This is a genomic window from Streptomyces sp. NPDC058665, assembly GCF_042714995.1.
GTDB lineage: Bacteria > Actinomycetota > Actinomycetes > Streptomycetales > Streptomycetaceae > Streptomyces.
In genome coordinates, this window is sequence record NZ_JBHXRX010000101.1 from 1 (window position 1) to 19,421 (window position 19,421).

At 69.4% G+C, this 19,421-nt stretch carries 19 protein-coding genes and 1 pseudogene; 6 read left to right on the top strand and 14 right to left on the bottom strand.

The genetic code is table 11. From position 1 onward, the window contains the following. A partial coding sequence (locus tag ACFWV8_RS36280) for a sensor histidine kinase (RefSeq protein WP_384214415.1) occupies positions 1–1,893 on the bottom strand: 1,893 nt, incomplete at its 3' end. A 198-nt stretch (positions 1,894–2,091) separates the two neighbouring features. On the opposite strand from ACFWV8_RS36280, the gene ACFWV8_RS36285 reads away from it, so the two are divergent. Further along, a complete protein-coding gene (locus ACFWV8_RS36285) occupies positions 2,092–2,757 on the top strand; it encodes a hypothetical protein (RefSeq protein ID WP_384214418.1) in 666 nt (221 codons plus the stop codon). A gap of 125 nt (positions 2,758–2,882) precedes the next feature. Here the strand turns inward: ACFWV8_RS36285 and ACFWV8_RS36290 are convergent, their stop codons facing one another. Next, positions 2,883–3,572 carry a TetR/AcrR family transcriptional regulator gene (locus ACFWV8_RS36290; protein ID WP_384214420.1) on the bottom strand — a complete coding sequence of 230 codons (690 nt, stop codon included), beginning with the start codon at positions 3,570–3,572 and terminating at the stop codon, positions 2,883–2,885. A gap of 99 nt (positions 3,573–3,671) precedes the next feature. Between ACFWV8_RS36290 and ACFWV8_RS36295 the strand changes: the two genes are divergently transcribed. Next, a complete protein-coding gene (locus tag ACFWV8_RS36295) occupies positions 3,672–4,610 on the top strand; it encodes an NADP-dependent oxidoreductase (protein ID WP_384214422.1) in 939 nt (312 codons plus the stop codon). A gap of 43 nt (positions 4,611–4,653) precedes the next feature. Next, positions 4,654–5,334, top strand: coding sequence for an SDR family NAD(P)-dependent oxidoreductase (locus ACFWV8_RS36300; protein ID WP_384214424.1), 681 nt, complete (start codon positions 4,654–4,656; stop codon positions 5,332–5,334). 247 nt (positions 5,335–5,581) lie between these two features. On the opposite strand, the pseudogene ACFWV8_RS36305 reads toward ACFWV8_RS36300, so the two are convergent. The 3 genes and pseudogenes from ACFWV8_RS36305 to ACFWV8_RS36315 form a co-directional block, all read right to left on the bottom strand. Further along, positions 5,582–6,208, bottom strand: a pseudogene (locus ACFWV8_RS36305) (transcriptional regulator); the annotation flags it as partial. 97 nt (positions 6,209–6,305) lie between these two features. Then, positions 6,306–6,887, bottom strand: a complete 582-nt coding sequence (locus ACFWV8_RS36310; RefSeq protein ID WP_384214427.1) for a dihydrofolate reductase family protein — start codon at positions 6,885–6,887, stop codon at positions 6,306–6,308. A gap of 597 nt (positions 6,888–7,484) precedes the next feature. Continuing rightward, the gene (locus ACFWV8_RS36315) at positions 7,485–8,333 is read right to left on the bottom strand and encodes a hypothetical protein (protein ID WP_384214429.1); all 849 of its coding nucleotides are present in this window, start codon (positions 8,331–8,333) and stop codon (positions 7,485–7,487) included. Positions 8,334–8,388: 55 nt separating this feature from the next. Here ACFWV8_RS36315 and ACFWV8_RS36320 point away from each other — a divergent pair, with 55 nt between their 5' ends. Continuing rightward, positions 8,389–9,012 (top strand): hypothetical protein, encoded by a 624-nt coding sequence (locus tag ACFWV8_RS36320; protein ID WP_384214432.1) that lies wholly within the window; start codon positions 8,389–8,391, stop codon positions 9,010–9,012. Here ACFWV8_RS36320 and ACFWV8_RS36325 read toward each other — a convergent pair. The 9 genes from ACFWV8_RS36325 to ACFWV8_RS36365 form a co-directional block, all read right to left on the bottom strand. Continuing rightward, positions 8,993–9,595, bottom strand: coding sequence for a replication-relaxation family protein (locus ACFWV8_RS36325; RefSeq protein ID WP_384214454.1), 603 nt, complete (start codon positions 9,593–9,595; stop codon positions 8,993–8,995). The genes ACFWV8_RS36320 and ACFWV8_RS36325 overlap by 20 nt on opposite strands. Before the next feature lie 208 nt (positions 9,596–9,803). Further along, the gene (locus ACFWV8_RS36330) at positions 9,804–10,646 is read right to left on the bottom strand and encodes a mesaconyl-C4 CoA hydratase (protein ID WP_384214434.1); all 843 of its coding nucleotides are present in this window, start codon (positions 10,644–10,646) and stop codon (positions 9,804–9,806) included. After that, the gene (locus ACFWV8_RS36335; protein WP_384214438.1) at positions 10,643–11,800 is read right to left on the bottom strand and encodes a CaiB/BaiF CoA transferase family protein; all 1,158 of its coding nucleotides are present in this window, start codon (positions 11,798–11,800) and stop codon (positions 10,643–10,645) included. Before ACFWV8_RS36335 ends, ACFWV8_RS36330 begins: the two co-directional genes overlap by 4 nt. Positions 11,801–11,817: 17 nt before the next feature. Then, entirely contained in the window at positions 11,818–12,621 is an 804-nt protein-coding gene (locus ACFWV8_RS36340) for an HpcH/HpaI aldolase/citrate lyase family protein (RefSeq protein ID WP_384214439.1), read from the bottom strand. Beyond that, on the bottom strand, positions 12,621–13,781 hold the full coding sequence (locus ACFWV8_RS36345) for an acyl-CoA dehydrogenase family protein (RefSeq protein WP_384214442.1): 1,161 nt from the start codon (positions 13,779–13,781) through the stop codon (positions 12,621–12,623). Before ACFWV8_RS36345 ends, ACFWV8_RS36340 begins: the two co-directional genes overlap by 1 nt. After that, positions 13,778–14,833, bottom strand: a complete 1,056-nt coding sequence (locus ACFWV8_RS36350; RefSeq protein ID WP_384214443.1) for an ABC transporter permease — start codon at positions 14,831–14,833, stop codon at positions 13,778–13,780. Before ACFWV8_RS36350 ends, ACFWV8_RS36345 begins: the two co-directional genes overlap by 4 nt. Beyond that, positions 14,830–16,368 (bottom strand): sugar ABC transporter ATP-binding protein, encoded by a 1,539-nt coding sequence (locus ACFWV8_RS36355; RefSeq protein WP_384214446.1) that lies wholly within the window; start codon positions 16,366–16,368, stop codon positions 14,830–14,832. Before ACFWV8_RS36355 ends, ACFWV8_RS36350 begins: the two co-directional genes overlap by 4 nt. Then, a complete protein-coding gene (locus tag ACFWV8_RS36360) occupies positions 16,369–17,532 on the bottom strand; it encodes a substrate-binding domain-containing protein (RefSeq protein WP_384214449.1) in 1,164 nt (387 codons plus the stop codon). A 115-nt stretch (positions 17,533–17,647) separates the two neighbouring features. After that, positions 17,648–18,145, bottom strand: a complete 498-nt coding sequence (locus ACFWV8_RS36365; RefSeq protein ID WP_384214451.1) for a hypothetical protein — start codon at positions 18,143–18,145, stop codon at positions 17,648–17,650. 292 nt (positions 18,146–18,437) lie between these two features. On the opposite strand from ACFWV8_RS36365, the gene ACFWV8_RS36370 reads away from it, so the two are divergent. After that, complete coding sequence (locus ACFWV8_RS36370) at positions 18,438–18,650, top strand: hypothetical protein (RefSeq protein WP_384214458.1); 213 nt, start codon at positions 18,438–18,440, stop codon at positions 18,648–18,650. Between the two features lie 234 nt (positions 18,651–18,884). Then, positions 18,885–19,325, top strand: coding sequence for an ATP-binding protein (locus tag ACFWV8_RS36375; RefSeq protein ID WP_384214456.1), 441 nt, complete (start codon positions 18,885–18,887; stop codon positions 19,323–19,325). Positions 19,326–19,421 lie beyond the last annotated feature (96 nt).

The following is a 19,421-nucleotide window of genomic DNA, read 5'->3' on the forward strand; positions in this document are numbered from 1 at the left end:
GCGCTCCTTGTGATCACGCTGCATGTCCTCATGGATACGTTCCCGGGTACGCAGCTCCTCCTCACGCGCCGCCGCCGTCCCCGCCGCCGGCGCCGCGTCGTGGAGCAGGTGCATCAGTACACCGACGGAGAGCTGGAAGCCGCAGGTGGAGACCGCCGCGATTCCCATCGCCGCGGTGTCCGCGGCGGTCGGCGTCCCCAGCAGGAACACGGCGGTCGCGTTGATCGCGATGTGCGCCCCGAGGAACGCCGCGAACACCCTGATCCGCAGGTCCGCCAGCAGGAACAGGGCGTGCCAGCCGACCAGCCCGAACGACCAGTCCTCCGCGCCTGTCAGCCGCTCCGGCGGGAGCGTGAACGCGCACACCGCCGAGACGCCCAGCACCGAGGCCACGCCCCATCCACGCACGGCGGGCGGCAGCCGCCTGCCACGCAGCAGATAGGTGGCCCCGACGACCGCGACGACGATGAGGCAGACGAAGGCCACGGTCTGTGCCCACGCGGGGCGGTACACGTCCTGGTAGGCGGTGAGTTGCCGCAGGGAGAGCACGAACTGCGACAGCAGGCTGATGAGCAGCGCGGCCAGTTGGGCCCCGTGCAGCAACTGCCCGCGGATGAGGCGGACGACGGCCGCGTGCTGCGCCGGTGCGGGGAGCGGGTCTGTCCGCGGCTCGCCCTTCAGCCACGCGTCGTCCCACGGCTGTTGGGTCCCGGCCCGCCAGCGCCACCGCACGGTGGTCCCGCCGCCCGGTTCCGAGGTGATCGTGGCGGAGCCGCCGACCGCGTGCATCCTGCCGACGATGGAGTTGGAGATGCCCCGGCGCCGCGCGGGGACGGAGCCCGGGTCGAACCCACGTCCCGCGTCGGACAGTTCGACGACGGCGCCACCCTGCTCCGCCCTTGCCCTGAGCTCCGCCTCCCGGACTCCGGCGTGGCGTGCCACGTTGGTGACGGCCTCCCGTACCCCGTTGAATATCGCGAGTCCGGGGCCGGACGGAACCGTGAGCGGACCCTCGATACGCGTCTTGAGCCGTACCAGGGCCTGCTCCTCGCCCTCGCGCGCTCCTGGCACACAGCGGAGAAGCTCCGCGAGGTCGACGCTCCCCGTCTCGAACCCCGGCATGGCGGACAGCGCCTCCAGGTCCTCCCTGGCCCGGGGGGACAGCCAGGACCAGTCCCTGCCGTCGCCCTGGGAGACCATCAGCAGCGTCGCGCTCGCCGTGTCGTGCAGAGTCGCCAGGTACTCCCGCTCGGTGGCCCTCCGGGCGGCGGCGACATCGGCCTCGCGGCGCGACGCCGCCCAGGCCGCGGCCGACCGGTCGGCCGCCCTCGCGCGGGTCCGGACGATGAGGTACGCGGCCCTGGACAGGCCCGCCACCACAAGCAGCTTCACCAGTGCGGTCAGCTCCGGGCCGTGGCCGGGCGAGGAGAGGACGTCGCCGAGCGCGCAGGCGACAGCTCCCAGTGCGGCCAGGGTGGCGCCGACCATGGGGCGCACCGCCCACTCCTGCTGGAAGGTGATGACGCAGATGCCGAGAATCGACTCGACCATCACATCCGCGCCGGCGCCGCCGAGCACCGGCTGGGACAGCCCCGTCAGCACCACCACCAACGCGTCCAGCGCCCACCGCCAGGCGAACGGGAGCGGGTGGCGCAGCCCGTGGAGCCGTACGGCGCAGGCGAGCAGGGCGGTCAGCAGCAGGGACAGCGCCAGGGGATTCGTCGCCGCGTCCGCGGCGACGATGCCGAGCGCACTGCACAGAAACACCACGGTGGACCGGAGCCACAACCCGTACCGCTCGACGGTCGCATCGAACAGATGCTCGCTGGATCTGGGGCCCGCCATCGACTCGACGTCTCGATCCGCGCTGACCTCGCGTCCCCCAAGCCACATGCGTCAAGGTTAGTTGACCAATGGACAAGACAAAGCACTTGAAGTGTGTGATAAGTGTCCTTATGGTGCGCATGATCGCCGTTCCTTGTGGGTCGAACGACCGGCACACCCGTCGGCAGGGCCGCGTTATGGTGCCCCCAGCAAGGCGGACGAGCGGTGAATGAACGTGGAGCACACAGGGTGACAGCCGACCTGACCATGAGGATCCCTCCAGCGAAGCTCAAAGACCTGGAGCCAGGAGGCCCACCTCCGGTCGTCCGGAACGTGGTCGATCTCGAAGAATCGAGAACGCTCCGTTCCGTCGCGTATGTGGAGCGCCAACTTCCGTCAGGCGGCCTGCCCGCCTACCTCGCGGCGCGCAAGACAGGCGCTCGTTCGTTCATCCTGTGGGGCGACGAGAACCGTGGCGGCGTGGTGGCCACAGTGGTGACTCTGTCGGCCCGCGACGGGGTGGCGACCTACCAGGTGCTCGGCGCCGGCGGTGAGGTCATCGGCACCGTCGTACGCGAGAAGGCGCTCAGGGGCAGAGGCATACGGACCCGCTGGACGGTGACACAGCCCGGCCTCCCCGAAGCGGTGGGCTACAAGGGCCGGATCTTCTGGTGGCTCGTCTGCTGGCCGCTCTCCCCACTGCTGCCCTTCCTCTTCCTCGGGGCGCTGTTCAACAACGGTGACATCCCACGCGCCCCACGGCGCATCAGATGGCGCGCCGGCGGCCGCCTGCTCCTGGACTACCGACCGTTCAGGGAACGGCTCGAACTGAGCGCACCCGAGCTTGACTGGCGGTTGGGGGCGGCTCTGGTGGCCCTGCTCCATTCCTACGACGGCTGGCTCCGCACCCCCTGGGACGCTCGCAAGGTGTGACCGCCGGGCGGCGTGGAGGATCCGCCGGACGGGACCTGGGGCCGGGCACGGCCTCCGGGACCAGTACTGACGGCCGGTCAGGAAAGAGGAGGACCCCAGAGGACGGCGGCCCGTCCTGGCCGGGGTCAGGAGGGGCGGCCCCGCGTGAGGCGGATCATGGCGCGGTAGAGGGCTGCCGGCGTGGGGGTGTCGGGCAGTACGGGGAGGGGAGCGTCGGGGGCGGCGTAGGAGCGGAGCATGTGGCCGACAAGGCGCTGCCAGGCGTCGGGGGCGGCGTCGCCGGTGGCGTTGACGACGCCGGCGTTGGCCATGAGCAGGATGACGAGGTCCTCGCTGGTGAAGTCGTCGCGCAGGCGACCGGTGGCCTTGGCGCGGTCGATGAGCTTCAGGAAGTCGTCGTACGCCTCGGCACGGCGGGCTTCGAGGGCTTTGGCGGTGGGGAAGGTGATGGTCAGGACGTCGGCGAAGCCGCGGTCCGCGGCCTGCATGGCGCAGACGGCCTGGACGTAGCCGGTGAAGCCGCGCCAGGGGTCGGGGTCGGCGAGGGCTTCGGTGACGGCCGTGGCGTAGGCGTCCATGCGGTCGGCGAACACGGCGGTGATCAGGTCCTCGCGGGTGGCGAAGCGGCGGGAGAGGGTGGCCTTGCCGACGCCGGCTTCGCGGGCGACCGAGGCCATGGACACCCCGAGCCCTTCGCTCGCGAACAAGCGTCGTGCGGCGGCAAGGACGCGGTCACGGTTGCGTTCCGCATCGATCCGCAGCCCCGTTCCGGACTGCTGGTCCGGAGTCTGCGCGGGAGTTTCGTCGGAGGACATGCCACCCATCCTACCTAAGTGGAACAGGCGGCCCAGTTCTGTTGTTACGCTGGGCAACAGGAAACGGGAAGGCCGTTCCAATTGTTGAAGGGTGTACTCATGCGTGCTGTCGCACTGGATGAGGTCCCGGCTGTTCCGGCCGTGGCCGAGGTTGATGTTCCCCGTCCGGAGGCGGGCGAGCTGCTGGTGAAGGTGGCGGTGTCGTCGGTGAACGGCTTCGACGCCGCGACGGCGGCCGGCTACCTGCAGGGGATGATGGAGCACCGGTTCCCGCTGGTGATCGGCAAGGACTTCGCGGGCACCGTGGAGGCCCTGGGTGAGGGCGCCGAGGGTTTCGCTGTCGGGGACGCGGTCTTCGGTGTGGTGATGAAGCCGTTCCTGGGCACCGGATCGCTGGCCGAGTACGTGAGCGTGTCCGCCGCCTACGGGGTCGCCCGCGTCCCCGACGGGCTGGACATCGGTGACGCCGGTGCGCTGGGCCTGGCCGGAACCGCCGCTTTCGATGCCCTCACGGTCGCGGATGTGTCCCAGGGCGGCACGCTGCTGATCTCCGGGGCGACCGGCGGGGTCGGCGCCCTGGCCGTGCAGCTGGCCGCCGCCCGCGGGGCCCGGGTGATCGCCACCGCACGTCCCGGCACCGAGACGGACTTCGTCACCGGCCTGACGGACAGGGACGTGCGTACGGTGGACTTCACCGGCGACCTTCCCGCGCAGGTCCGCGCGCTCGCTCCCGAGGGCGTGGACGCGATCCTGCATCTGGCGGGTGACGGCGCTGCGCTTGCCGGCCTGCTCAAGCCGGGCGGACAGATCGCCTCCACCCTGGGCCTGACCAAGGACGATGTGGAGCGCGAGGACGTCACCGTCCACTCGGTCATGGCCGACACCAACACCCGGACACTGAGCACGCTGGCCGAGGAGGCCGCCTCCGGGACGCTGCGCGTGCCGGTCACCGCCACCTACCCGCTGGAGCGGGCCGAGGAGGCGTTCGCCACGTTCGGCGCCGGCGCCCTCGGCAAGATCGCCGTCACCTGCTCCTGACCCGCCCCCGTCCTCCCCTCATCGCCTGAAGAAGGATCTGATCGTGCCCGCTATCGCCATCATCGGCGCCGGCCCCGGCATGGGCCTGGCCATCGCCCGGACCTTCGGCGCCCGCGGCTTCGATGTCGCGCTCATCGCCCGCACCAAGACCAAGCTCGACGCCCTGGTCGAGCAGCTCGGCGGCGAAGGCATCACCGCCGAGGCGTTCCCCGCCGACGTACTGGACAGGCCGTCGCTGGTCGCCGCCCTTCAGGCGGCAACGGCCCGGTTCGGCGCCATCGATGTTCTGGAGTACTCCCCGGCCCCGCACTCCCCGGTGCCGGGCTTCACCCAGGCCACTCCGGCCGAATCGACGGTTCAGAACCTGCAGCCGCAGATCGAGTACACCTTCTACGGCGCCGTCGAGGCCGCCCGCACGGTACTGCCCGCCATGCGTGAGGCCCGAGCCGGAACGCTGCTGTTCACCACCGGCGGCGGCTCGATCGACCCGATCCCCATGCTCGGCAACGTCAACGCCGCCGGCGGCGCACTGCGCAACTGGGTCCTCAACCTCAACAAGGAACTCACCGGGAGCGGCGTGTACGCCGCGCACGTCGCGATCAATGTGTGGATCGGCGAGGGAGGCCCCGAAGGCATCCCCACCGCCGCCTCCGAGGACATCGCCCCGCTGTACTGGGAGCTCTACGAGACCCGCGACCGCGCCGAGGCCGTCTTCAACGCCTGACCCGGCCCCCTCTCTCCGGGCGGGGCCTTGCCCCCGGGGTCCATCGAACTCCTCGCCACCGAAGTCGCCCCCACCATCCAGGAAGAGACCGCCGTCCCCCTCACCGAGAGGGAGAACATCTGCCCGCTTCCCGCGAAGGACACCAAGCACCACTTGGTGACCGGTTCCTCCGGCGGTCTCGGCTTCAAGCTCGGCGAACTGCGCACCGAGGCCACCCTGCGACAGGCCCGGGGGGGGCCGTCGGCGGTCAGTCGGTTGCTGACCGTTCGGTGTCCGGGGCGGCTTCCTCGGTGGCGGCCCAGGTGGCGAGGAGGCGCAGTCCTTCTTCGGAGGGTGAGCCGGGTTCGGCCGTGTAGATGGTGAGGGTGAGACCGTGAGCAGCGGCCATCTCCAAACCTTCGAAGGCGAGGGAGAGGTCGCCGACGGCGTGGTGGTGGAAGTGCTTGGTGCCGGTGCCGTGCTGGCGGACGTTGTGCGCGCCCCACCGGGTGCGGAAGGCGTCACTGCGGGTGCACAGCTCCCCGACGAGATCGTGCAGGTCCTTGTCGTGGGGGTTGCGACCGGCTTCCGTACGTACGATGGCGACGGTGATGTCGGCGAACGCGTCCCAGTCCGGGTAGAAGCGGCGGGAGACGGGGTCGAGGAAGGTGAAGCGGGCCAGGTTCCGCTGGTTGCCGGGCGTCGCGTAGACGTCGGTGTAGAAGGCGCGGAAGAGCTGGTTGGCGGCGAGGATGTCCATCCGGCCGTTGCGGACGAACGCCGGCCCGGCGGTGATCGCGTCCAGGGTCCATTGCAGGCTGCGGTGCGGGGTCCACTGCCGGGTGGTGGCACGGCGGCGGGGGCGGGTGAGGGCGTCGGACCCGTCGGCGGCCCGACCAGGGACAGCGATGCGCAAATGCCGCCGGAGGCCCGATCTTGTGTCACCGTTCGCTGTGACTTCTTCGCGTTCTTCGCGTCCCCGCTCAGATCGGTCAACGGCGCACTCGATAACGCAGGTGAAGCACCCGGTTGCCCTGAATCACAGCGTCAGGATCCTCCAACAGGTGCTGCGCCTGGACCGACCCGAAGTAGCGCTTGCCGGACCCGAATACGACGGGTACGACGTCCATGCGCACCTCGTCGATCAGGCCCGCGGCGAGCACCTGGCCACCGACGTCGCCGGCGGCGACCTCGACCATGCGGTCACCCGCAAGCTCCTGCGCCTTGGCCACGGCTGCCTCGACGCCGTCGACGAAGTGAAACGGCGCCTCGGGGTCCCAGCCCTCGGGCATCGGCCGGTGCGACACGACGACCACGTGGTCGATCCCGCCCGGAGGCTTTCCGTCCCAGCCGTCCGTCAGGTCGAAGACGTGGCGGCCGACGATCGTGACTCCGATCTGGTCCCAGTACGGCCGGGTGTAGTCGTAGGACGTCTGCGACACCTTCAGCTGGCCGCTTTCGTCCAACAGGACGTCACCGCTGGACAACCAGTCGAACAGCGGTCCGGGCTGGTCATTCTCGTCCGCGACGAAGCCGTCCACCGACACCGAGCTGTACATGACCACCTTGCCCACGGGGCTCTCCTCTGCGTTGGGGTGCCCCAAAATTAGCGTGTCGTGAGCTCTCGCTCCTGTAACAAATCAATCGGCCGGCAGCGGCCGTCCAGCGCGTGGCCGGGACGTTCGCGCGGGAACCGCCGGCTGGGCAACCAGCGGCTCTCCACCAGCCGCCTCGGTCGTGGTGCGGTGGTCACCGGATGAACCGTTGAGCCCTCGCGCGAAAGCGCGCCACCGCAAGTACCAACACCGTGCCGTGATTCGGGCAACGCCCGGCGGGCGGTCGGACTGCAAGCACCAGACGGTGACCGAGCGGAAGCCCGGCGGCCGGCTCTCGCGCCGTCGTACCTGATCCGGGCAAGCCTCCCACCGGCGGTTCGGCCAAGCCGACCCGCGCCGTCGGTCGCGGACCAAGTGCGCGCAGAATAGGTGGATGCAGCTCACTTGGGTACGAAGTGGCCTCTTCGGTAACATCGTTGACAGCTGTGATGTCGCAATCTCACCGGACGTCACGGCTCTGGTCGGCAAGAACAAGAGCGGGAAGACAGCCCTGCTGTCGGCGATCTACCTCTTCCATCCCGTGTACTCCGAGGACGCCTTTGACCTGGGGCAGGACTACCCGCGGTGGCGCAAGGTCCTGGACACCCGCTCGGGGGTGATCGCTGATGCGCGGCCGATCACCTGCGCGTTCGAGCTGGGCGACGAAGACCTGAAGGCTGTCGCCGACGCGCTCGGGCCCCCTACGAGGAAATACCGCCCGCGCTGCGCAGCGTCCTCGGGACGAGGAGTATCGCCAGCGCCCTGGAGAAGGCTGGCGGCCTGGAAGCGGCTGAGGACTCCGGCTACACCGCAGCGGACATCGACATCTTCGTCACGGCGGCACGCCGGCGACTGGGCGAGAACAAGAGCGCTTGGCAGCAGGCTGCACGTATCCTGCGCGAGCGGGAACCGAAGTTCTTCTACTTCAGCGACTACCAGAACCTCCCCGGCCGGATCGCCCTGACCGACCTGGCCGGCCAGGAGGAAGAGCCCGGTGCTTCCGCGATCCAGACCGCCCGAGCCCTGCTGCAACTCGTCAGCACGACGGCCGGGGCCCTGTCGGCGGAGGACTTCGAAGAGCGCAAGGCCGAACTCGAAGCGGTCAGCAACGACCTCACACAGCAGGTCTTCGAGTACTGGAAACAGAACCCGGACCTGTCCGTGGAGATCGACCTGGACAAGCGCACGGTCCATCACCCCAACGGCCAGACCGCTGTCGCCAGCCACCTCGACATCCGCGTCAAGGACCGCCGGCACGGGTTCACCAACAACTTCGAGGCCCGCTCCACCGGCTTCCAGTGGTTCTTCAGCTTCCTTGCCGCATTCACCGCGTTCGAGAACTACCCGCACGGCGTCGTCGTCCTGCTCGACGAGCCCGGACTGAGTCTCCACGGCCGGGGCGCAGGCCGACTTCCTGCGCTTCATCAACGAGCGCCTTGCTCCCGTCGCCCAGGTCATCTACACGACCCATTCACCGTTCATGGTCGAAACAGCCCGGCTCGACCGTGTACGGATTGTTGAAGACCGCGGGCCTGCCACGGGCGCCGTCGTCACCGACGAGGTCCTGGCCGTCACCGACGACTCGCTCTTCCCTCTGCAGGCAGCTCTCGGCTACGACATCGCCCAAAGCCTCTTCGTCGGCCCCGACAATCTCCTGGTCGAAGGCACCAGCGACTACACGTACCTCACGCTGATCAGCGACTTCCTCAAGGAAGCAGGCCGTACTCACCTCGACGAGCGCTGGCGGATCCTGCCTGCCGGCGGTGCCACGAACGTCCCGGCCTTCGTTGCCCTCATCGGCACCAACCTCCAGGCGACCGTCCTCATCGACAGCACCCCGTCCGAAGTCGCCAAGATCAAGAATCTCACCAACAAGGGCCTCCTGGCCCCGAAACGACTCTTGCTCACCGATACCTTCACCGACGGCGTCAAGGACAGCGACATCGCACGCATCACCCGGGCAACCGGATCCCCGTTCATCGAGCACGGCCGACCTGCCGACGCCCTGCTCCGCAAGCGCGATGCCCTCTTGCCGGGGCTCTCCGAGACGACTCTGGGCCGCTTCGAGCAACTCTTCACCGCCGTCAACAAGACGCTCGCCTGACCCCACCGCCCCGCGAATCAGGTGAGTTGGACATGAGGTCTTCGGCCAGGCGCTCGGGGCCCATGGTGGCCCGGTCTACTTCGATGAACGCCCGCATCATCGCGTCGGAACGGTAGTACAGCAGCGCGTCCGGGATGATCGCCTCGCCGTTGCAGATCGGATGGTGCACCTCCGGCAGCCAGTCCAGCGGCAGGCATGTCTCGTCGCGGCACCGGCGGGCTTCCAGGAACGCGAGCGCGGTCTCGGTCACCGCCAGGGTGTGCCCGCAGCCGCGCGGCCACCGGATCGGACACCAGCCGCGGTGGCCGCCGACCGTTGAGCTCCGGCCACTCCAGCGCGGCCCGCACCCGTACTCGGTGGGGAACCGGGCACGGGTCCGCCCGGCCAGAGGAAGCGTCACCCGGTCGACGAGCCCTTCGGTCCGCAGCTTCGCCGGCCGGCGGCGGGTCTGCTCGATCCGTACCCCGGGGGCACCCGGTGCAACTGCCTTGTGGTGCCCATCCGGTACTGCGTCAGCACCGCCCGCGCCAACCGGTCCCCGCCACCCGCGCCGCCGTTCGTGTTCGTCCCGACAGCCGCACATCACGACCCGGCACCGGTCCACGTCCCCGGGTGTCGTGGCCACCTCTTACGCCGACACCCTGGCGAGAGGCGGTCGTCGCGCGGCTACGCGCATGCCCGGCATCGCGGCAGCGCAGTCCACACTGCCAGACATCGCAGGTGCCACACCCAGCCTGCGGATGCCGATGACTGCCGATGACCACTGGGTCAGCGGGATCGCGTCGAATAGGTCAGGAGGGTTGCACGAGCCCGCCTCGAGTGACTCGCCCGCGAGCTGTCGCCCGGCCGGAAAGGTCACGCGCGCCCGTGCGCCAGCTCGCACCATCGGCGGTCGCCGAGACCACCAGCCCCTGGTGGTCCAACAGCGGGGACACCAGTCGGTAGTCGATCGAGACCCGTCCTTCCGCTCCCCGCTCGCGCGCGGCCTCGGCCATCGCGATCGCCTGCAGCGGACCGTGCGTCACAAGCCCGGCGTACCCCTCGACCTCGCGCGTGTAGTCACGGTCGTAATGGATGCGATGGGCGTTGTAGGTCAGGGCGGAGAACCGGAACAGCAGCGCCGGATCGATCGGCAGACGCCACTCCCCCGGCTCCAGTCCGATGTCCTCGACCTGTTCGACCGGCGTCGGGGCATTCGGCGCCACGGCGTCGCGGTAGACGATGTCCTGCTCCTCCATCACGACGGGTGAGTCGTCCTGCTCGATCGTGTGGCGGACCACGACGAAGGTCAGCCGTCCGCTGCGGCCGCTCTTGTCGGTCGACGACACGATCTCGGTGCGCCGGGTCGTCAGGACGCCGAGGCGCAGCGGCGCGAGGCTCGTGGCCCGTCCGCCTGCCCACATGCGACGCCGCCCCGGCTCCGGCGGCGCTGGAATCACGCCGCTGACGGGGTGGCCGTCGGTGCTGAGATCGGCCTGGGCCGGCCGCTCGAGGAGGTACAGCCAGTGCCACAGCAGCGGCAGACCGTCGCGATCGAAGTCAGGCTCACCAACCTCCAGCAGGCGGGTCAGCGCGAGCGCGGGTTCTGGCCGGAGCACCTCGCGGCGCTCGATGTGGGTCGGGTGCTCGCTCACGCGGAAACCTCGGTACGTCCGGTTCCGAACTCGGCGCGTAGCGCCGCGTTGTGCTCACCAAGGCGCGGGACGTCACCCATGCGCGACTCCTGACCGTCCATTGACACCGGCGGCAGCATCGCTGATATCACGCCACCCGGGGTCCGAACCTCGCGCCATCGGTCGCGAGCCTGGAGCTGTGGGTGGGCCATAAGCTCGGAGGGTGCCCGCAGGCGCGCGCAGGCGATGCCCGCCGCGTCGAGGCGCGCGACGATCTCCTCGGCATCGATACCGGCGAAGGCCTCGGCGACAACCGGAGTGATCTGCTCGTCGTTCTCCACGCGCTCGGGATTGCCGACGTACCTCGGGTCCGTGACGAGCTCCGGCCGGTGCAGGACTTCGGTGCAGAGCCTCGCCCACTCGCGGTCGTTCTGGACCCCGAGGAACACGAGGTTTCCATCGCCGGCGGGGTAGGGGCCGTACGGTGCGATCGAGGCGTGCTTCGCGCCAGTGCGACGCGTCTCGGTGCCTCCGTGCACCGCGTGATAGGCGGGCTGGCTCATCCACTCGCCCAGCGCATCGATCATCGCGACCTCGATCGTGGCACCGATTCCTTGCGTCGCGCGCCGCAGCAGTGCGGCGAGAACGGCGGAGTACGCGTACATCCCCGTAGCGATGTCGGCGACCGAAGTGCCGGCCTTGCTGGGGGTGTCGGGCGTACCTGTGGCAATCAGCAGCCCGGTCTCGCACTGCACCAACAGGTCGTAGGCCTTCTTGTTCCGGTACGGCCCCGCGGTGCCGTACCCCGAGATCGAGCAGTGGATCAGCTCCGGGCGCTGTGCTCGGAGGCTCGCCGCGTCCAGGCCGAGACGTTCCACGGCACCGGGCACAAGGTTTTGCACGACGACGTCGGCCGAGGCGATCATGGCGTCGAGCACAGCGCGGTCATCGGGCGCCTTGACGTCGAGCTCGATCGACTCCTTGCCGCGGTTGAGCCACACGAAGTAGCTGGAGTCTCCGTGCACGGTGCGGTCGTAGCCGCGGGCGAAGTCGCCCGCGCCGGGTCGCTCGACCTTGATGACACGGGCGCCGAGGTCGGCGAGGTGCCGGGTCGCGAACGGTGCGGCCACGGCCTGCTCGAGCGACAAGACGGTGAGTCCTTCCAGAGGAAGCATGCGGGATCCCTTCCTGCTCAGTCCCGCAGGATCGCGCGTGCGCGATCGATCACGGGCTTGTCGATCATGTGACCATCGGGACCGGCGACCACGCCTCCACTCACAGCCGCAGCTGCCTCGACGACGCCGCGAGCCCACGCCAGCTGCTCTGCGGTCGGCGCGAACACCCGCGCCACCGCCTCCAGCTGGGCAGGATGGATGCAGAGCTTCCCGCCGAACCCGAGCGCGCGGGACCGTCGGGCCTCTGCGGCGACGAGGTCGGTGTCGCGGACCGAGGTCGTGACGCCGTCGATCGGTGCGGGCAGCCCCGCGACGCGGGAGGCGAGCACGAGGGTGCTGCGCGTCGGCAGCAGCGCGTCGTCGACGTGCTCGGCCCGCACGTCCACCGCGAAGTCGAGCGAGCCGAACGCCAGCCGCTCCACGCCGGGGGCCTCGGCAATCTCCATGGACCGGTGGACGCCCAGTGCGGACTCCACCAGCGCGACCAGGCCCCGCCCGGCCGGCAGACGTCCGGCCAGCTCCGTGAGCGCCACCGGGTCCTCGGCCTTCGGCACCACGAGACCCAGCACGCCGGGCAGCCCGGCGAGTGCCGCGACGTCGTCGTCGTGCCACGGCGTGCCGGTCGCGTTGACCCGCACCCAGGCCCGGCCTGCGTTCGAGAGCCACGCCGCAGCCGACCCACGGGCCGAGTCCTTGGCATCGACACCGACGGCGTCCTCAAGGTCGAGGATCACGGCGTCGGCACCCGAGGCCGCCGCGCCGGCGAACCGCTGTGGGGTCGTGGCGGGGACGAACAACCAAGTGCGGTTACTGACGCCCATCAGGCCGGGTTCCGTTTGACGAGTTGGCGGGCGATGACGTTCTTCTGGATCTCGTTGGTACCCTCGCCGACGATCATGAGCGGCGCGTCGCGGAAGTACCGCTCCACGTCGTACTCGGTGGAGTAGCCGTAACCGCCGTGAATGCGCACCGCGTCAAGGGCGATCTTCATGGCCACCTCGGATGCGAAGAGCTTGGCCATGCCGGCCTCCATGTCGGAGCGCTCACCGGAGTCGAAGCGCCGCGCTGCGTACTGCACGAGCTGACGGGCCGCGGTCAACTGCGTGGCCATGTCGGCCAGGTAGTTGCCGATCGACTGGTGCTCCCAGATCTGCTTGCCGAAGCTCTCGCGCTCCTGGCTGTAGCGCAGCGCGTCCTCGAGGGCCGCGGCACCGACGCCCAGCGCCCGCGAGGCAACCTGGATGCGACCGATCTCGAGACCACGCATCATCTGCGCGAACCCTTGGCCCTCCTCGGTCCCGAGCAGGCTGCTCTGCCGGGTGCGGTACCCGTCGAAGGAGAGCCCGCAGCTCTCGACTCCCTTGTAGCCGAGCTTCGGCAGATCACGGGAGACCTCGAAGCCCGGCCCCTTTTCGACCAGCAGGATGCTGATGCCCCGGTGCACGGGCTCCGCGTCCGGGTCTGTGCGACACAGGAGCGCCACGAGCTGGGAGCGCCGCGCGTTCGTGATCCAGGTCTTGGAGCCGTTGACGACGTAGTCGTCGCCCTCCTTGCGGGCCGTCGTGCGCATGGCCTGCAGGTCAGAACCCCCTCCCGGCTCGGTCAGCGCCATCGTCGCGCGGATCTCACCGGTGGCCATGCGCGGCAGGTAGTGGTCCTTCTGCTCCTGAGTGCCGTGGTCGATCAGGAGCTTCGCCACGACGCTGTGGCCGCCCATCGCACCGGCGAGGCTCATCCATCCGCGGGCGAGCTCCTCGGTGACCGCGGCGTAGCACGGGGCGCTCACCCCGGCGTCGTTCCACGGCTCGGGGATGGCCAGGCCGTAGATGCCCATCTGCTTCATCTGGGCGATGAGCTTCTCGGGGTAGGTGTTGGCGTGCTCCAGTTCCTGGACCACGGGTTTGACCTCGCGGTCGACCCAGTCGCGGACCAGGGCGACGATCGCGGTCTCCTCCGCGTCGAGCTCGTACAAGGCGATCATCGCGACGCACCCGTCAGGCGACGGTGGGTCAGCAGCGAGGAAACCGCCACCGCGACGATGACGGCGCCGCCGTTGAACGCGGGCTCGACCCAGTCGGCCGCTCCTGCGAGGGTCAAGCCGTTGATGCTGATGGCGACGAAGAACACGCCGACGAGAGTGCCCGCGACGGTATAGCGCCCCGGGCAGATGGTGGTCGACCCCAGGAAGATCGCAGCGAGCGCCGGGAGCAGGTAGCCCACCCCGACCCCGGAGGCCGCGCTACCGGTCCGGGCGAGGAGCAGAGCACCCGCCAGGCCGGCGAGCGCGCCCGAGGCGACGAAGGCGAGAGCGACCGTGCGCTGGACCGGCAGGCCCACGAGGTGTGCCGCCGTCTCGTTGACACCCACCGACAACAGACGCCGCCCGAAGATCGTCAGCCCGAGGAGGAAGGACACCGCCAGTGAGGCCACGATGACGAGGTACACCGGCCGCGGGACGCCGAACCACAGGCCGTTGCCGAAGTTCGTGAGGGTCACGGGGACGCCGACGATGGTCTGATGACCGGACCACGCGGACGCCACACCCCCGAGCAGGGTGGCCATGCCGAGGGTGATGACGAGCGAGTTGGCCCGGAAGTACGCGATGAGGATCCCGTTCGCCAGCCCAACCAGCGCACCGATCGTCACGGCGATTACCACGCCGACGAGGATCGGCAGCTCCATCGAGGTGGTCGCCTTGGCCGCGGCGATCGACGTCAGTGCCACAATCGCTCCTACCGAGAGGTCGAAGCGGTGCGCCACCAAGGGGATCAGGGCGGCGAGCGCCGCCAGGATCAGCACCGAGTCGTTGGCCACTATGTTGCGGAGATTCGACACCGTGGGGAACGTCGCCGACGTGGCGGGATCGAGGGCGAAGTAGATCGCGACGCCCAGCAGCAGCATCACGAGTCCGAAACGCTCGGTCAGGCGCAGGAGCGACGGGCGCCATCCATTCGTCGTCGTCACGGCGTTGTCCTCGGCGGGTGGCTTCCCGGTCGGCATCTCGAGGGTGGTACGGGCGTGCTGGGATGTCATGTCGATGCCTTTTCGTGCGGGTAGACGTTGTCGAAGATCCATGTGCGGGTGATATCCGGACCCGAGGCCTCGCTTGTGATGCGGCCGTCGGCAAGCACGAGCACCCGGTCGGCGAGATGGAGCAACTCGTCGAGGTCGGACGTCGCAAGGAGCACTCCCGCACCGCCGGCGACGGCCGCGTCGATCTGGGCGTAGATGTCGGCCCGTGCACCGACGTCGACCCCCTGCGTCGGCTCGTCCAGGAGGAGGACGACCGGGGCGGACCTCATCGCCCGCGCCATCACGGCCTTCTGCTGGTTCCCGCCCGACAACCGGGCGATCGGTGCGTCCGCCGTTCCCTTGATGCCGTAAGTGTCGATGTCGCGCTCGGCATCCCCGCGCTCGTCGGTGCGCCGCAACCAGCCACCGCGCCGGTACCGGCCGATCGTCGACGCCGAGAGGTTCTCGGTCACCGACAGGGACAGGAACGCACCGTCGCGCGCCCGCTCCTCGGGGACGAGCGCGAGGCCACGCGAGATCGCCTCGGCGACGTGCCCGGACCGGAGCCGTCGGCCGCTCACCGAGACCGAGCCTCCCCGCGGCTTGACTGCTCCCATGACGTTCTGCATCACGCTGGTCCGGCCGCTGCCGACCAACCCGGCCAGGGCCACGACCTCCCCGGCGCGGATACCGAAGGTGACGTTCTCCAGGGGACCACCCCGCAGGCCTTCGACCGAGAGCACGGCTGGTCCGAAGGAAGTCCGCGGCCGGCGCTGTCGCTCCGCGGGCGCGTGTCCTGCTATGTGCGCCACCAGACTCTCGCGAGAGTGCTGGGCCGCGGGGCGCGTGTCGACGTGGCGGCCGTCGCGCAGCACCGTCACGGTGTCGGCGTAGCTGAGAACCTCGTCGAGCCGGTGAGTGACGTAGAGGATGCTCTGGCCCCGACTGCTGTAGGCACTCAGCCGCTGAAGCAGGCCGTCCACCTCGTCGGCGGGCAGGCGCGTCGTCGGCTCGTCCAGGACGAGCAAACCGACGCCGCCGGAGTCGCGGTCGCGCAGGCAGCGCGCCACCGCGATGAGCGTCTGGTCGGCGGGTCGCAGGTCACGCACGAGGGACCGCGCGTGGACAGGGATCTCGAGCGCGTCCAGCAGTAGCTGGACCGATCGGCGTGCCTCGGACCAGTCGATGCCGCCGAGCCGTCGGGGGAAAGGACTGCCGGCGAGGACGTTCTCCGTCACGGTCAGCTCCGGGAACAGGCCGAGGTCCTGGTGGACGAACCTGATGCCCGCCTCCCGGGACCAGCGCGGCGTCAGCTGCTCGACGTCGAAGCTCTCGCCACCCAGGTGGAGCGACCCACACCGGTCGGCGCTGTAGACGCCGGCGAGGATCTTGATGAGCGTGGACTTCCCTGAGCCGTTGCCGCCTACGAGTGCGTGGAAGTGGCCGGGCGCGACCGAGAAGCTCACGTCCGTGAGGGCTCGCGTGCCGGGGAAGGTCTTGGAGAGGTGGGCGAGCGCCAGAGCTCTCGCCCGCCTCCCGGAGGTGGCGTCGACCACTCAGTCCACTCCCCAGGTCTTCTTGTAGTTCTCCTGGTAGCCCGACGATGCCGGGTTGCCGTCGTACACGTCGCCGTCGGGGACGTGCTCGGCGTCCATGCTGCCGATGCCCATGCCCGAATCGACCGGCTCTTCGCCGGCGAAGAGCCGGTTCAGGCCGTCCGCCGCAGCCCAGCCGGTCCAGGTGAGCGGCCGGCCGACCGCGTAGGACTGCGTCCCGTTGCGAATCAGGGTGATCGACGAGGCAACGCCCTCGTTGCCCGCGAGCAGCAGGTCCTTACGCCCGCCCTGGCGCGCTTGGTCGACGGCCGCCCCCACTCCGAGAGTGATCGCCGAGTCGGCGGGAACCATGACGACGTCCGCGTTCGGGAACTGCTGGAGCGCGGCGGCGGCCTTGCCCTGCAGCTTCCCGCCGAACAGGTCAACAGAAGTGAATGTCACCTCATGGACCACGCATCCGTCGCACTCAACGAGGCGGCCGGCCTGGGCGTCTCCGACCATCCGGAGGGTGGCATTGTCGTCCTGGCGCATCAGGATGACCTCCGCCGTGCCGTCGGTCTCGGCGATGCCCCAGTCGGCGATCGTGGGGCCGACGAAGGTGCTCATGTAGTCCTCGTACGAGATCAGGTCCTGGTTGAACCGTAGGTACTCGTCGAACAGGGGCTTGCCACCGTCGCTGAACTTGTCGTCGCAGTCGAGCGCGTTGCCGCCGTAGACCTTGACGCCGGCTGCCTGCACCACCTCGATCGAGGCCTTGACCACGGAGCAATCGACGCCGAACAAGGCGACGGCATCGACGTTCGCAGCCGCGGCGGCCCGCAGTTGGGAGTTGTAGACCGCCGGGTCAACCTTGCCGTCGACCAGCTTGGCCTCCCACCCGAGCGCCTTCGAGGCCTCGACGAATCCTTGGGCCGGCACGACGCAGCCGGCCGCCTGGGTGCTGCAGGCGAGCGCCCACACGGTCTTGCCGGCCTGCGCCTCGGGACCGTCGGCCGGCAGGGCACGATCGGTGCCGGCGAAAGCCCGCTCCGTCGAGGCCTTCGCCTGCTTGATGACATCGTCGCTGGTCGACCCGGTGGGACCGTCCGACGACGAGCTGCCACACGCCGACAGCGTGAGCGCCAGCAGCGCCCCGCACACCGCCGCGATGCGAGTTCTCGTCATACCTGCTCCTCCCTCAGTTTCACGTCGGCGCGGACCAGGTGTCCGCCCCGTCCTGCGGCAGTTGGATGACCACACGAGTCGCTCGGGGGAGCCACTCGCGGGCTACGGAACTGCGCTAACGATCACGATCGATCGAGTGACCCAGCCCACACTGGGTACTGTCATCGGTATCGTAAGCGCGCCTTTGGTACCGGTCAAGGCTGTCGTCGTTTTTTACGCGGCGGCGGATGCCGTCCACTGAAGGTTGCCGGCGGCGTGATGGCCGGAGAGGTGTAGGGGGCAGGGGACCTGTGGCTTCGAAGTCGGCGTCGGTGAGTTCGCCGGGACCGTCGCGTTCGGTGAGCCAGGTCTCCAGGACCGTCAGGTTGGCGACGGTGAACATGACGGCGAGAAGAAGTGTTTGAGTGACCTGGCCGGGAGCGGGCCGGTGTTCGGGGTTGCCGATGTCGATCTTGTCGCTCTTGAAGCGACCGTTGGCCCCTTCGTTATGGCTGCGAATGGGTCGGTAGGTGTTGTCCCATGTGGTGTGGAGGTAGTGGACGTCCTGGCGGTATGTCGACGAGAGGCGCCTGGTGCCAACTGCCTTGCAGGCCGCGCTTTTTGACCTTGTCATACAGGGCGAGGCGGTAGCCGAGCCGGCGGACGGGAGTCTGGAAAGAGGGTGGGCTGCAGCCGGTGTAGGCGCGGTCGGCGGACCGGGTCAAGGGCGGTGGTGACCGTGTCCAGGACGCGGTAGATCCGCTTGCGCTGGAGGCGATCCGCGCGGCGGGCCCGGCCGGTGTAGTACGCCGACAGGAGCAGACCGGCCAGCACTACGCGAGGCCGCACCCCTTGGGGCCTGGGCGGTCTTTCAGGAGTCTTTCCAACTCCTGGGGAACGCCGGAGCGGTCCAGGAGCGTCAGCAGTTGGCCGACCTTGGAGTCGGGGATCCTCATCGCTCCGCTCAGTGGCGGCTTGCCAAGTCCTGGCTGATCGAGGCCGCTGCGGCCGGCACCACCCGGATCCGGGTCAAGATGGCCGGCGCGGTCGAGCTCGCCGACCTGGTCGTCGCCGACGAAGCCCACTCGGTGCAACCGGGCACCGGCGCCTGGTCCCACTTCGGCCGCCAGGCCACCTGATCTCCCGGACCGGGCACTCAACCATCAGCAGCAGGAAGGCAGTTCCCCCATGGCCACAACCGTCGTCGACCAGCCCGAGCTGATCCCCGCACCTTCCCCCGTCCCGCCCGCGCCCCTGGCGCCGCCGATCCCAGCCGAGCCTGACGCGGTGCTGCGACGGATGCGCTTCCCCTACCTCCGCGTGGCGGCCCCCGACGTGAGGCCACCCGCCGCAACCACCACCGCCAGGCCGGCCTGCCCTCCGGCCAGACCTTCGAGTCCTGGAAGGAGCCCGACTCTTCGATCCCGCTGCCAACTCAGCACGCGCCGATGACCCTGGAATGGATCGGCCGCGCGGAGAATCTGGCTGTCGCCGGGCCGTCCGGGACAGGCAAGAGCCACCTCGCCGAGGCCCTGGCCCACAAGGCCATCGACGCCGGAATGCAGGTCTCCTGGTTCACCCTGGAGTCGCTGACCGCGCATCTGGGGCGGGCCACCGTCGACAACACCGTCACCAAGGCCGTCGCGAAGATCACCCGAAGCGATTCGATCGTCGTCGACGACATCGGCATGCTCCCGTCCGGACAGGCCGCCGCCGAGGCGTTCTATCGCGTCATCGATGCCGCCTACGAACGTCGCTCCATGATCGTGACCTCGAACCTGGACCCCTCGGGCTTCGATTCGATCACGCCCTAGATGTATTGACTCGCAGGGTTGTTGACGCGGGTGATGGGTGGCTTGCCTCCGAGTGCGGTGTGGCCGCGATGGTAGTTGTAGGTGTGCAGGAAGGTG